We start from the raw sequence: 13,379 nt of genomic DNA, 5'->3' as shown, positions 1-13,379 counted from the left end.
TTAGGCTTCTCAGCTCAAGACTGGGTTTCCACTCATAACTGCCTACGCATTAAACGGTTACCTAAAACCGGTAACCTAGCGAAATAGCATAGACAAAGGGGTCTATTTCAATAGCGCTCACAGAGCCCCGGGTATCACCTAGGTTGAAGCTTGCTTCTGTGTCTATTTCTATCCAACGAACGGCGGCATTCAAAAACCATCTTTCGCTTAACTGATAGTCTATTCCCGCTTGTGCGGCTAAGCCAAACGAGTTATCAAGAGATAAGTCACTAAGCCCTGCCTCTTCATTAGCTCCCGTAAATTGCTCGTCATAAATAAACGTATAGTTTAGACCTGCACCCACATAGGGCTGAAAAACACTTGATGGATCGTTAAAGTAATAGTTAACCGTCACTGTGGGCGGAAGGTGGGTTACTTCGCCTAGCTGGTTACCTGTTCCTAATGGGTTATCGATAGCGAAATTAACGTCATGTGTGAACGGTGTTGCGGCTAATACTTCTACGTTAACTCTATCCGTGATGAAATAGGCCGCGGTGAGGCCCAATTGCGTGTTGTTATCAATGGTCAGGCCAAAGCCCAAGTCGTCACCCACGTTAATGTTTGAAGACGATTCATCAGGTGCAACCGTGGCAAAGCCACCTCGGACGAGAATGTCGCCTTTTTCAAATGCAACTGCATTGGATGCTGAAGCAATAAAGGGAAGGGCGGTTAGTGCTAAAGCTAAGTTTTTCATCGTAGTCTCTCAGTCTGATAATTGAACACAGATAAGACTAAACAGACTTACTTAAAAAGAACTTTCTAGAAGATTAACGTTAGATTAAAAGCCTTCGTCATATAAAAAGCTAAAAACGGCGCAGAATTGCGCTGTAATCAAAACGACATACCAATTGCCAGACCAGCAACCACTGCACTTTTATGATTTCGATGATAGTCGTAATGAAGCTGCGGCGATATGGTAACCCCCGATACTTCAAACTCATACAAAAAGCCTAACCGGGCCACCTCCATTTTATGGCTGCCGTGAAACTCAACGCCGGGGCCTATTTGTGCAATAAAATTATTGGTAATGTGCAGGTCAGCAACAAGCAGGTAGGTGTAAGCGTCTAAGTCTTCAAACGCGTATTCAGCCACAAAGCCTACGCCTAAAAAGTCGCTCACACGGTATTCGTAATCGATACCTAGTGTAAAAGCGTTTCCGCACTCTTTTGTGTAAGTGGTACCTACCAATGCAGATAAATGATGGGGTGACGTTTCCCAATGATGAGCATTTCCCTTTGCAACAACAACGGGGGCAAATACTAAGGCCGCAACCAAGCCTAACGCTATTTGAACTCGCATAGTGATGCTCACATAAATTTAACGGTGACTACCTAGAAAGTTTCTTTCTAGCACTAATGAGAGCGTAGGCATCAAATGGCTATTTCACCAATGAACTTTAGTTGAAGTAATCGATAGGCCTAACTTAGTCGGCGTTAGGCGCATAGTTAAGCTTACATCTACCCATAACATCAAAATCTCGCTAAGGTGTTTGAATACAAGCCACCGAAGGAAAGAATAAAATAATGATTGATGAGAAACAGAAGGTACGTTTTTTAGATGCTTGTACCGAACAGCTTATCGCGCTTTATACAGCCAGCAAAAACGGTAAAAAGGTCGATGCTGAGAAATATCGGGTACAAGGGTTTATGCACGCTGGCGAGCTTCTAGGGATAATTACCAATGAACAGGGCAAGGCGCTGATTGCCGACTTACATGTACAGGTTTTTGGTGAAACTATTGATGAGCGAGCGACAAGAAAACGTAAACTTAATGCCCTAAAAGAATCTGATCCCGATGCATATATTGAGATTCCCGCAATTGAAAGACGTTAATTCAAGTTAAGCAAAGTTACCTAAACCGACTTTGCGAGATTCTCGTTTCTAAGACTATACTTTGCCCCACACTATGAAAAGAAAGCTGTAAAAAGAGGTTGCAGCTAGTTCGAAGCAGGGATGAAAACAAAGTTTAACAAGAGGCAACCCGTGCTTAAGCAGTTAGTTTACAGAAGTCAGTCGACGGTAAAAATTGATGAAAATGAACTTCTTAAAATAACAAACGATTCACTGCCATTTAATGCGAAAAACCACATTACAGGTATTCTTTTGTTTGATGGGGAATACTTCTTTCAAGTGCTTGAAGGAGATTGTGAGAAGGTAAACGCGCTTTTCGAACATATAAAAACAGACAGTCGTCACAGCAACATTATGAAAGTGACCGAAATGGTCATTCACAAACGCGATTTTGGAGATTGGCATTTAAGAACGCTTTCTGTCGCAGAAGGAAGCCGCTGCTATTGGTTACCTTCGGACATTAATATTAGCCGGGAAAGCCGGATATTTGCGCTTCTCAACAGCTTTGCTTCTGGGAAATGGCGAACTTGTTTAAGTGATAACGCGCGCAAAGACGTAAGAGCTAACGTTACGACGTCAGAGAAAGCAGTTAAACCCTTCGAAAACTCTGACATTCAGTTTGCCTTTCAGCCTATTGTGGATACCTACAGAGCTCGTGTCTCTTCAATTGAAGCCCTAATCAGAAGTAACGATGGGAGATACCCTGAGACTATTTTGGAGGAGCTGGTTGGGCCGGAAAAGTACGATTTTGACCTAAAAAGCAAAGCTATAGCAATTAAGCAAGGCGCTGCGTTGCTATCTTCAGACCAGTCTTTATCCATCAATTTATGCCCCGGAGCGATTACCTCCACCGTCAACGTCGCAGACTACCTTCACGAATTGGTTAAACGCAATAAATTGAAACCACAGCAGCTTGTTATCGAAGTTACCGAAACAGAAATAATCAGCGAAAGTGACACATTTTACCAAGCAATTGAGCAGATCCGTTCACGAGGCATGAGAGTCGCTATAGATGACTTCGGCGCAGGGTACGCAGGGTTATCGTTACTCGCAGACTTCACACCAGACAAAATTAAATTAGATAGAAAAATAACGACAGGCATTCACGAAAGCGGGCATCGACAAGCAATAACCGAGGCTGTACTCGAGTTTGCCAACTCTATGGGAATTCCCTTGGTGGTAGAAGGCGTCGAAACGATTGATGAGTGGCTGTGGTTGCAACATGCGGGTGTACAAAGATTTCAGGGGTTCTTGTTCGCAAAGCCCAAATTAAATGGTGTTAGTGGTATTGATTTTTCCTTCGACGGCGCTAGCAGCTAACTCCGCATAGGAAAAATATACATTTCTTGTCATTCCGCAGGATATTTTTCAGCGTTCTCACATTTTTAAACTAAGCTTAATGGGTGTGAGTTTTTATACCAGAATATAAATACTCATAACTCATCTTTGTGTAATAGCCGTACAGGGATATTTTTGCTACACGGATTTAGCTGCGGTACCAGTAGGAAGCAAATCTATGGCATGTGGAGTGTCGCGTAATTTTGTTCGCTTGTTGTTTGGGTTGATTTTGCTGACGTTCGGCACGTTTGCCAATGCAGCGTGCGTCATTAATGCTGAAAATGGTACTTCTGATACTGATACCGATAGTGCTCTGTCTATCGTACTTAAAGAAGGTGCACAGCGACTTTCGTTAAGCTGCGACGTCAACGCGACTCACGTTCTCTATTTCCCAAGAAACTACCTTTCTTATAATCAGCTGTATGACAGCGAGATGCAAAAAGTCCCCAAGTTAACCGGCGCATTTGAGTCCTATGCAATAGATAATACCCATAAGCGTCTATTTTTGGATATTAACTCTCAGGTACAGCGACCTGTCAGGCTAAATATCGCTACGTTAAATGATTTTCAGACGTTGGCGTCAATACATACCTTCACATTAAGCTTGTTCATCGGCTTTTGCTTAGCGTTAACCTTGTACGTAGGAATGCTGGGAACGAGTATGCGCAACTACGGCTTTTACTCCTACAGTTTCTATGTGCTCAGTGCGGCAATTTTCTTTTTGCTTCAAGAAGGGTTACTGAACATTGCGTTTCCCCATGTCGCCTTTTTCTCGAACTTTAAACTGCATCTGTTATTCGCAGGGATCACGGTATTTGCTGCGGTAAAGTTTCTTGATCAACTACTCGATTTCAAAGCACTGCTAAAAGTATGGCAGCGCCAGTTTATTCTGGGAATGGCGTGTTCGGCACTGGCACTTTCATTTGTGCAGATCATTCTGTCCACTTCTGATGCGATGAGAGTAAATAGTACGCTAAGTCTTATCACGCTGATAACAATGACCTGTACGCTATCAAGCTGTGTTTACGCCGCCTACCGCAAAGTACATTGCTCAAACTTAGTATTAATGGGTATTGCTGTCATGGTGTTTTCCATGATGTTTCGATTGGTTTTTTCAGACGTGTCAGCGTTTATGTACCGCTACGGACTTATTGTGGGAATAACTATTGAAGCGTTTATTTTTGCTATTGCCACGTCGAGAAAGGTAAAAAAGCTCGATGACGACAGGCTAAGTGCATTCAAACGTGCGTCTACAGATTCCTTGTGTAAAGTGCTAAACCGTAGTGGATGGGAAGGAATAGCACAAAGCCTGCTTACTAACTTCAACAAGGAAGGAGGGTATTTAACCTTGCTATTTATCGACGTTGATAACTTCAAGGAGATTAACGATCAATATGGGCACCATTGTGGCGATAAGGTGCTGCAGGTTATTGCTAAAATTCTGCTGAGCCGATGCCGAGACCAAGATGCAGTAGGGCGCCTTGGCGGCGATGAATTTGTGGTGCTAAGCCACTGTTACAGTGAAGGACAATCTGAGCGCTTGGCTGCGCGCATAGAAGCCAGTCTGCTGGAAAGGGATATTAGAACCGATAACGTTGTTATTTCTGTTACGGCAAGCGTAGGCACATACATCACAAATGAACGCTGCAAAGATCTCACCACTCTGTTAAATAAAGCAGATAAACTGATGTACAGCGTTAAGGAGAAGCATAAAACGGCTCAATTGGCGTCTTCTTAATTAACCTTGCAGCAACGTATCACACACGCAGCGTATTAGGATCATTTAAGCTGCGCTTTCGCTATATTCTTTACGGCTTTGGTCAAGTCGGCAAGCGCTGCCGATTCAAGGGTTGTCCAATGCCAAAATAACGGTACACCAAGCTCTTTTTGAGGAAATAACGGAACGAGATCGCCTTCGTTAACCTCTTGTTCAACTTGAAGCGTGGGTAGCAAAGCCCACACCACGCCATCTAGCGCCATTTTGACAAAGCCATGAGACGATGGATACCAATGACAAGTTGTAAAAGAGGGGGCTATGTTTAAACACTCTCGTTGATAATCAGTCAGCAAAGTCACATCGTATTCGTCGTACAGCAAACCCGGTGTACTCATCACGCTCTGGGGGGATATTTCTTTATGCAGGTATCGCTCAATGAAGCGAGGCGATGCATAAAGTTGATAGCGCATGGTTCCCAGTCTTATAGATTGCCCACCGGTAACGGGTGTACCTGTTTGGCTAATGCAAGCCATTACACGGCCTTGCTGTAATATGTCTCGGGTTTGAGTTTGATCCGCATTAACAATATGAATCGGGTTGGCACGCTTATCACTAAACGCGGCCATTACTTGCGAGAACCAGGTAGCCAGCACATCGTTATTCACGGCAACGCTTATAGGTGCAGCCGACGCTTCTAATCCACTTTGTATATTCAGCGCTTCTTCTAATACGCTTACTTTTTGAATATGCGCCAGCAGCTCTTTTCCCAGTGGCGTAGCGCGAAGCGGCTTGGTGCGAACCATCACTGGGCCGCCGACACTCTGCTCTAGCCGTTTTATTTTTTGCGATACCGCCGACTGGGTGAGGTTTAGGGCCTGTGCACCTTTTTCAAATCCGCCGTAGCGTAACACTTCATGAAAGCATCGAAGCGCGTCGTAATCCAACATTGATGACTACCTGTGAAAAGAAGGTTATAAGTATTAATTTTGCTTATTCAAAACAAATATCATTAATTTAATTTAGTCTTTCAAGGTGTATAAAATCAAGCCAATTATTCAGCATGTAACCTTAAACCGCGTTACAGCTACGGCGTTTGAACTTATTTACACTAAGAGGCATTTATCATGTTGGCGGCAGCAACAAGTGGTTTCGTGATGGGCGGTACCCTAATTATTGCAGTAGGCGCACAAAACAGTTTTTTGATTGAGCAATCGATGAAGCGACAGTGGACAACCTTATTTGTCCTGCTGTTTATCCTAAGCGATGCTATCTCAATAAGCTTAGGAGCGATGGGCTTTGGCTTGCTATTGCAGGAATACCCAATGCTGGTGTCTATCACCAAACGGGCTGGTGTTGCGTTCTTACTGTGGATTGCTTTTAACAAAATAAAATCATCTTTGGCCAACGACGCGCTTGTTTTAGAAATGGCGAAAAAGCAACTGTCGTTCAAAAAAGCACTGCTGATTGCGTTGGCAGTAACTTGGTTAAACCCCCACTTTTACTTAGACACTTTATTGTTGATGGGAAATTTAGCGAGTCAGTGGCAAGAAAATAAATGGTGGTTTGTGGGTGGAGCTATTGGTGCATCTGTAGTTTGGTTCGTCGGTTTGAGTACCTTAACCGCACGTTTTGCGCACCATATGCAGCGCCCTAATTTCTGGCGTTGGTTTAACCGTCTTAATGCTGCGGTATTAGGTATGGTAAGTATTCAGTTGGCGAGTTTGTAAGGCAAAAGCGCTAAATAGCAAAATATTACGACGCGTCGAGTACGCTTTATGATTTAAGACGGTACGCTACGCATCTGTGATAGTTGACGATGAGCGCGAAGAGAGGGATAGACTGGTGAGCTGGATTTATTTGATTGTGGCGGGCCTTCTGGAAATAGGTTGGCCTGTTGGACTAAAAATGTCACAAGAGGCGGAAACCCGCGTAATGGGTATTTTACTTGCGGTTGGGTTTATGGCTGCCAGTGGTTTTTGTTTATGGATGGCGCAAAAACAAATTCCAATTGGAACGGCGTACGCTGTGTGGACAGGAATTGGCGCCGCGGGCACATTTTTAGTGGGTGTTATGTTTTATGGCGACCCCTCGTCATTGGCACGATATTTCGGCGTAGCGCTTATTGTTGCAGGAGTCGTTGTCTTAAAGTTGGCCCACTAAAGTTAGGTCCAATTACAAAAAAGCCCGTTAGCTTAGTGCGAACGGGCTTTGTTTTTTAAGCGGGTGGTCAGATTTTAGTGATATCCAAGTTGGTTTCTAAGCTCTGCCATAAAGGTTTCGATACGTTCAGCATTCTTGCCTAAATCACTTTTCCCTACTCGTGATTTGCTGCGGATATCAACCAGTGTGTCGTCGCTTTTAGCGGTTAGACGAATAACTACGTCGTCTTTAAAACCAAACCACGCTGTGGTGTCGGTGGCTTCTAAGGTGTTCGGCAATGCGCCTTCATTAACGCGTTCCCATCCAAGCGCCTCTATGGCTTTTTCTGCAGCGATGAAGACCTCATTTGCAGGTTGCGGCAGCAATTGAGTTTTAATTTCAGGGTAAGCTTCTAGTTGCTGCTTAGTGACTTCACCGCCTTCGTAAGCGATGGAGTTAGGCGCACCTTCGCGTAGCGGAGCAATTGCAACGAACTCCGGCGGATTAGTGACATCGGTAGTAATGTCATGGATCGGAGGAACTGCGCTGGCTTTGCTCATCATGCTCACCGGCATTCCTACAGCAACCAGGGCAAGAATGGCACAGATAAAGGTGCTTCCCCAGCTAACGTTTTTACGGTTAATCAAAACCTGCAAAATAATGAGTATCAACGCTGCGCCGCCCACATACACGCCAAATCGCAGTGAAGTAAATGCGGTGCCTAAACTCACACCGGCATACTGATAAAGGGGGCCGGGTAATACCACCATAAGAAAACCGACAATACTGGTAAGGGCAATGAGTGCTTTCAAGTGAACTCCAAAGTTATTATTTTATTTTTACTAAGCTACTTTAACAGTGAACGTTGCGTTTTGGATTACTTTCTAGCAATAAAATCGGTACTAGGCCAATATTTAACATGTTTGTACACTAGGGCTGTTGGTCTTTAACGTACATCAAAGACCAGCAGGCCCTGGATGAACCCTATTTAAAGCAAGGTAATTAGTTTTGCAAAATCAGCCTGATGCCAGCGAAGCTTACGTGCTTCAAGCCGAACTACTTGTTGATGTGTTATCGACACAAAAGCCGCTTTTTCAACGTGGTGTGAGCGAGTATGAGCTCATTGATATTTTGAAAAAAGCGCCATATCACTTTTTTGATGACGCTTCGTTACGAGAGCCTTTAATGCTCTTTAAAACCCATTTCATTGTGTTTCACGCCCTTTATCAACTTAAACGAAGTTGGATAGAGCAGGGCGAAGGCGTGCTAGACATTCATACTCTTAATATTAAGCTAAACCAAGAAAGTGCCCACAGCGACAATGATAAAGAAAGCCAAGATAAGGTTAGAGCAATAACCGAAGCTGATGCCTTAGCTGAATACTACTTAGACTGGGGCAATTTTGAGAAGGCCGACAGAAAAAGTGTAGATGCACTGCTCAATGCGTTTTGGCATCGCATGGCCTCAGGAAACGCGCACACCTTTGAGCAGGAAGATATTTCTGATGCCCACGCGCTTCTGGGCCTGCCCCAAGATGAACATGTTTCTTTGTCGGTACTAAAACGAGTATATAAAAAAGCCCTGCAGTTGGTTCACCCTGATAAGGGAGGAACGCAACAGGAAGCCCAAGACGTCATTCACGCCTACCAGTTATTGCTGGGTTATTATTCGTTAAAATAGAACGTTAAGTGCGCTGTGATTTCGCTTTATTCGTATAACGTATACACGCTCAGGTATTTGACCGACAACTTCAGTAATTTCAACTTCATTGACTTTTATTATCATCTATAAATGCGCACAATATGACCTATAAGAGCGTAGATCCGTATCAATGATCGCTTAACTATGCCACTTCAAAACCAATTATCGCAGTTTCAGGCTTTGAAATGCGCTAGATAATTCGGTGCACCGGAAGCAATAAGCTTTAATTTTAAAATTGGATATGCAGAGCAAAGGCCGTGTTCTGTACAAAAAGTTATTGGGAAATAGAAAATTTATGAGTCGCATTTTTTATGTTACTGCAGCATTAATAACCCTTGTCGGCGTTATTGGGTGTTCGAATGAAGGCGAGCAAGCACAGCAAGGTGCTCAGCAAGGTATGCCTGCACCCTCAGTATCGGTAGTTACACTGAAACAAGAACCTGTAGTACATGAAATGGTGTTACCGGGCCGAGTAAGCCCGTCTCGTCAATCTCAGGTGCGTCCTCAGGTAGATGGTGTTATTACGGAGCGCTTGTTTGAAGAAGGCGCACATGTAGAAAAAGGACAGCAGCTTTATCAAATTGACGAAGCCCGTTATCTAGCACAGTTAAATAGCGCAAAAGCCGATTTGAAAAGTGTTCAAGCGAACCTTAAAACGTTGGAAGCAAAGGCGCGACGCTATGACGACCTTGTTGCGCAAAACGCGGTAAGCAAACAAGAATATGACGACGTAATTGCTCAGAAAGATCAAGCGCAAGCGGCAATTAGCGTAGCTGAGGCAGCTGTTGACGTAGCGAAGGTTAACATGGGTTACACCAAAGTGTACGCCCCAATTAGCGGACGTATTAGCCGCTCTTTTGTTACTGAAGGTACCCTTGTTACTACGAACCAATCTCAGCAACTTGCAACCATTACACAGCTTGACCCAGTTTTCATTGATATGCAGGAGTCAGGTGCGTCAATTATTACGCTTCGTCAGTCAATGAGAAACCAAGGCTCAATGGATGTTGAATTAACGGTAGATGAAGTAACAGGCAAGCGTTACGACCAAACAGGCAGCGTTAAATTTTCTGAGGTAACGGTTGATGAGACCACTGGGTCGGTAACACTTCGTGCTGAAATGCCAAATCCAGATGGTGTATTGCTGCCTGGCTTGTTTGTGAAAGGCCACGTCATTACTGGACGCGAAAATGCGCTGCTTGTTCCTCAACGCGCAACGACACGCCAACCAGACGGTTCGCTTTCAGTTTATGTTGTTAACCAAAACAACGAAGTTGAAGGCCGTACTTTGGAAATAGGCAAAATCTATCGAGACCAATATGTTGCCCTAAGCGGTGTGAGCGAAGGCGAAAAGGTAATTGTAACTGGATATCAGAAGGTGAAGCCTGGCGCGAAAGTTAATCCGTCAGAGTGGCAACCATCATCACGTGGCTCACGATAGCAAACAAGGGACTTAAGTAATATGGCTCGTTTCTTTATAGACAGGCCCGTGTTTGCATGGGTGCTGGCAATTATCACAATGATGGCGGGTGTGTTGGCAATTACCTCACTCCCCATTGAACAATATCCCAAGGTGGCACCGCCCTCGGTGACTATCTCAGCAACGTATCCTGGAGCATCTGCAGAAACCGTAGAGAACTCGGTTACTCAGGTAATAGAACAAAGCCTGACGGGAATTGATAACCTACGTTATTTCTCGGCAAGCAGTTCGAACAGCAGCATGTCTATTACGCTCACTTTTGAGCCTGGTGCTGACCCTGATATTGCGCAAGTACAAACCCAGAATAAGGTGCAGGGTGCACTGCCACTGTTGCCTACTCAAGTACAGCAACAAGGGGTAACCGTAACTAAAGCAAATAGCGCATTTGCATTGGCAGTTGGCTTCTATTCTGAAGACGACTCAATGACGCAATATGACCTGAGCGACCTGTTAGTTTCTCAATTTCGCGACCCGATTTCCCGTGTTAATGGTGTGGGAAATGTACGGGTATTCGGTGCGCAGCGTTCAATGCGTATATGGTTAGATCCAGATAAACTGTACAGCTACAATCTTACACCTACTGACGTTCAAGGCGCTGTTCAGGTACAAAATACAGATGTGTCTGCTGGTCAACTAGGTGGTATGCCTGCAATAGAAAATCAGCAAATTAACGCGACAATTCAAGCGCAAAGTCGCCTTCAAACCGTTGAAGATTTCGAAAACATCGTACTTCGTGTAAATACCGATGGTTCACAGGTTCGCGTGCGTGACGTTGCGCGTGTTGAACTGGGTGCGCAAAGCTACGACGTTATTGTTCGGTACGATCGCAAGCCTGCATCAGGTATGGCGATAAGCCTTGCCTCTGGCGCGAACGCACTAGATACCATTAAGGCAGTAAAAGCCCGAGTTGAAGAACTGCGCTCGAATTTGCCAGATACAGTTAAAGTGGTTTACCCGGTTGATAGTTCTCCTTTTATCGAGCTTTCTATCGAGTCGGTAGTACATACGCTTATTGAAGCGGTAGTACTGGTATTCTTGGTGATGCTACTGTTCCTTCAAAATTGGCGTGCAACGTTGATTCCTACCATTGCGGTACCTGTGGTATTGCTCGGCACCTTTGCTGTGCTACTGGCATTTGGCTTTAGTATTAACGTGCTAACCATGTTTGCTATGGTACTTGCTATCGGCCTGCTCGTAGATGATGCCATCGTGGTGGTGGAAAACGTTGAACGTATTATGGAAGAGGAAGGTCTCTCACCTGCCGAAGCCACTAAAAAGTCGATGACTCAAATCACAGGTGCACTTGTTGGTATTGCGGCCGTGCTTTCAACGGTATTTATCCCAATGGCGTTCTTCAGCGGCTCAGCAGGCGCTATTTATCGTCAGTTCTCGGTTACTATCGTGTCGGCTATGGCATTTTCGGTATTGGTCGCCATTGTCCTTTCACCGTCTTTGTGCGCCACGTTATTGAAAAAGCATCCGGAAAACCATGACAAGAACAAAGGCTTCTTTGGCTGGTTTAACCGCACGTTTAACAAAGGCCGCGATCGCTATCAAAAGACAACAACTCACATGGCGCAACGCTTTAAGCGCTATTTCGTTGTTTATGGTTTGCTGGTAGGTGGTATGGCATTTATTTTCAGCCAGCTTCCTGGCGCGTTTCTTCCAGATGAAGACCAAGGGCGTATGATGGTGTTGGTAAGCACACCGCCTGGTGCAACAGCTGGCCGTACGCTCGAGTCTATCAAGCAAGTGGAAGACTATATTCTTGAACAAGAACAAGACGCGGTTAACGGCATGTTCGCGGTTGTGGGCTTTAGCTTTGCGGGTCAGGCGCAAAACGCGGGTATGGCTTTCTTAAACTTCAACGACTGGAGCGTAAGAGACGAAAATAATTCTGCGTTTGCAGTGATGAACCGAGCTTTTGGCGCGTTTAGCCAAATTCAAGATGCCTCAGCCTTTCCTATAGTGCCTCCGCCTATCATGGAACTAGGTAATGCAACGGGCTTTGATATGCAGCTTGTCGACCGTGGTGGAAATGGTCACGAAGCGCTGATGAATGCGCGTAATCAGCTGTTGGGCATGGCAGCGCAGAATCCAAAGCTGGCTGGCGTTCGCCCCAATGGTTTAAGTGACGTACCTCAATTTAAAATCAATATTGATAGCGAGAAAGCGTCGGCACTTGGATTGAATTTAAGTGAGATCAATAACGCGCTTCAAATAGCGTGGGGGTCCAGCTACGTAAATGACTTCATTGATAAAGGTCGAATTAAGCGTGTTTACATGCAGGCAGATTTGCCTCATCGCATGACCCCTGAAGACTTGGATAAGTGGTTTGTTCGCAACAGCGACGGCGAGATGGTGGCGTTTAACACGTTCTCGACCACTGAATGGGTTTATGGCTCACCTAAGTTAGAGCGTTTTAACGGCGTGTCGTCTGTCAATATTCAAGGTAGTGCTGCTGAAGGTATCTCTTCGGGTGAAGCAATGGCTGAAATGCAGAAATTGGTTGAGCAGTTACCGCCAGGCTTTGCAATTGAATGGTCAGGCCTATCTTATGAAGAGCAGGAAGCAGGCTCGCAAGCGCCTATGCTTTATGCACTTTCAATCTTGATTGTTTTCTTGTGCTTAGCGGCCCTGTACGAAAGCTGGTCTGTACCATTCGCCGTTATGTTGGTGGTGCCTTTGGGTATTCTTGGCTCGGTAACCGCTGCGTTTATTTTCAACTTGCCGAACGATGTGTACCTGCAAGTAGCGTTTTTGACTACCGTAGGTTTGGCGGCGAAAAACGCTATTCTTATTGTCGAATTTGCAAAAGAGCAGTACGAAAACGGCGAAGATTTAATGACTGCGGTTTCAAATGCTGCCTCTCAGCGTTTCCGCCCAATTCTAATGACGTCAATGGCGTTTATTTTGGGGGTAACGCCGTTAGCACTAGCTAGCGGAGCAGGCGCAGCGAGCCAAAATGCAATAGGTATTGCGGTTATGGGTGGTATGTTCGCCGCTACTTTCTTGGCGATTTTCTTCGTGCCTATGTTCTATGTGCTGGTAGAAAAACTCTTTCACAGGGAAGACAAGTAACAAGCAAGTGCGCTAGAGTGGGAAAAACTTTTCA

At 44.9% G+C, this 13,379-nt stretch carries 12 protein-coding genes; 8 read left to right on the top strand and 4 right to left on the bottom strand.

Features of this window, described 5'->3' with window-relative positions; translation table 11 throughout:
• Nucleotides 1–61: 61 nt before the first annotated feature.
• Complete coding sequence (locus tag AC0J2X_RS13170) at nt 62–733, bottom strand: OmpW/AlkL family protein (RefSeq protein ID WP_239302032.1); 672 nt, start codon at nt 731–733, stop codon at nt 62–64.
• 137 nt (nt 734–870) lie between these two features.
• Nucleotides 871–1,338 (bottom strand): hypothetical protein, encoded by a 468-nt coding sequence (locus AC0J2X_RS13165; protein ID WP_014947817.1) that lies wholly within the window; start codon nt 1,336–1,338, stop codon nt 871–873.
• A 224-nt stretch (nt 1,339–1,562) separates the two neighbouring features.
• Here AC0J2X_RS13165 and AC0J2X_RS13160 point away from each other — a divergent pair, with 224 nt between their 5' ends.
• From AC0J2X_RS13160 to AC0J2X_RS13150, 3 genes are all read left to right on the top strand, one after another.
• The gene (locus AC0J2X_RS13160) at nt 1,563–1,871 is read left to right on the top strand and encodes a hypothetical protein (RefSeq protein WP_014975326.1); all 309 of its coding nucleotides are present in this window, start codon (nt 1,563–1,565) and stop codon (nt 1,869–1,871) included.
• Nucleotides 1,872–2,021: 150 nt separating this feature from the next.
• Entirely contained in the window at nt 2,022–3,209 is a 1,188-nt protein-coding gene (locus tag AC0J2X_RS13155; RefSeq protein WP_041693652.1) for a diguanylate phosphodiesterase, read from the top strand.
• Nucleotides 3,210–3,417: 208 nt separating this feature from the next.
• Nucleotides 3,418–4,965: a GGDEF domain-containing protein gene (locus AC0J2X_RS13150; protein WP_239302028.1), complete on the top strand. Its 1,548-nt coding sequence runs from the start codon at nt 3,418–3,420 to the stop codon at nt 4,963–4,965.
• Nucleotides 4,966–5,006: 41 nt separating this feature from the next.
• On the opposite strand, the gene AC0J2X_RS13145 is transcribed toward AC0J2X_RS13150, so the two are convergent.
• Nucleotides 5,007–5,891, bottom strand: coding sequence for an ArgP/LysG family DNA-binding transcriptional regulator (locus tag AC0J2X_RS13145; RefSeq protein ID WP_039226907.1), 885 nt, complete (start codon nt 5,889–5,891; stop codon nt 5,007–5,009).
• Between the two features lie 177 nt (nt 5,892–6,068).
• On the opposite strand from AC0J2X_RS13145, the gene AC0J2X_RS13140 reads away from it, so the two are divergent.
• Nucleotides 6,069–6,671, top strand: a complete 603-nt coding sequence (locus AC0J2X_RS13140) for a LysE/ArgO family amino acid transporter (RefSeq protein ID WP_472996080.1) — start codon at nt 6,069–6,071, stop codon at nt 6,669–6,671.
• 115 nt (nt 6,672–6,786) lie between these two features.
• Nucleotides 6,787–7,104 carry a DMT family transporter gene (locus AC0J2X_RS13135; RefSeq protein WP_014947823.1) on the top strand — a complete coding sequence of 106 codons (318 nt, stop codon included), beginning with the start codon at nt 6,787–6,789 and terminating at the stop codon, nt 7,102–7,104.
• 74 nt (nt 7,105–7,178) lie between these two features.
• Here AC0J2X_RS13135 and AC0J2X_RS13130 read toward each other — a convergent pair whose 3' ends face one another.
• Nucleotides 7,179–7,895: a DUF1499 domain-containing protein gene (locus AC0J2X_RS13130; RefSeq protein ID WP_014975331.1), complete on the bottom strand. Its 717-nt coding sequence runs from the start codon at nt 7,893–7,895 to the stop codon at nt 7,179–7,181.
• Nucleotides 7,896–8,091: 196 nt separating this feature from the next.
• Here AC0J2X_RS13130 and AC0J2X_RS13125 point away from each other — a divergent pair, with 196 nt between their 5' ends.
• From AC0J2X_RS13125 to AC0J2X_RS13115, 3 genes are all read left to right on the top strand, one after another.
• Nucleotides 8,092–8,763: a DNA-J related domain-containing protein gene (locus AC0J2X_RS13125; RefSeq protein WP_472996079.1), complete on the top strand. Its 672-nt coding sequence runs from the start codon at nt 8,092–8,094 to the stop codon at nt 8,761–8,763.
• 316 nt (nt 8,764–9,079) lie between these two features.
• A complete protein-coding gene (locus AC0J2X_RS13120) occupies nt 9,080–10,225 on the top strand; it encodes an efflux RND transporter periplasmic adaptor subunit (RefSeq protein ID WP_014947826.1) in 1,146 nt (381 codons plus the stop codon).
• Nucleotides 10,226–10,246: 21 nt separating this feature from the next.
• Complete coding sequence (locus tag AC0J2X_RS13115; RefSeq protein ID WP_014947827.1) at nt 10,247–13,345, top strand: efflux RND transporter permease subunit; 3,099 nt, start codon at nt 10,247–10,249, stop codon at nt 13,343–13,345.
• Nucleotides 13,346–13,379 lie beyond the last annotated feature (34 nt).

The organism is Alteromonas sp. R7 (assembly GCF_055755235.1).
Note: the sequence above shows the minus strand (reverse complement) of the source record. Positions and strands in the feature narration are given on the sequence as shown.

Excerpts from the sequence above, each read along its gene's own strand:
- AC0J2X_RS13140 (WP_472996080.1), top strand. The coding sequence starts at position 6,069 with ATGTTGGCGGCAGCAACAAGTGGTTTCGTGATGGGCGGTACCCTAATT.
- AC0J2X_RS13170 (WP_239302032.1), bottom strand. The coding sequence starts at position 733 with ATGAAAAACTTAGCTTTAGCACTAACCGCCCTTCCCTTTATTGCTTCA.
- AC0J2X_RS13165 (WP_014947817.1), bottom strand. The coding sequence starts at position 1,338 with ATGCGAGTTCAAATAGCGTTAGGCTTGGTTGCGGCCTTAGTATTTGCC.
- AC0J2X_RS13115 (WP_014947827.1), top strand. The coding sequence starts at position 10,247 with ATGGCTCGTTTCTTTATAGACAGGCCCGTGTTTGCATGGGTGCTGGCA.
- AC0J2X_RS13160 (WP_014975326.1), top strand. The coding sequence starts at position 1,563 with ATGATTGATGAGAAACAGAAGGTACGTTTTTTAGATGCTTGTACCGAA.
- AC0J2X_RS13145 (WP_039226907.1), bottom strand. The coding sequence starts at position 5,891 with ATGTTGGATTACGACGCGCTTCGATGCTTTCATGAAGTGTTACGCTAC.
- AC0J2X_RS13120 (WP_014947826.1), top strand. The coding sequence starts at position 9,080 with ATGAGTCGCATTTTTTATGTTACTGCAGCATTAATAACCCTTGTCGGC.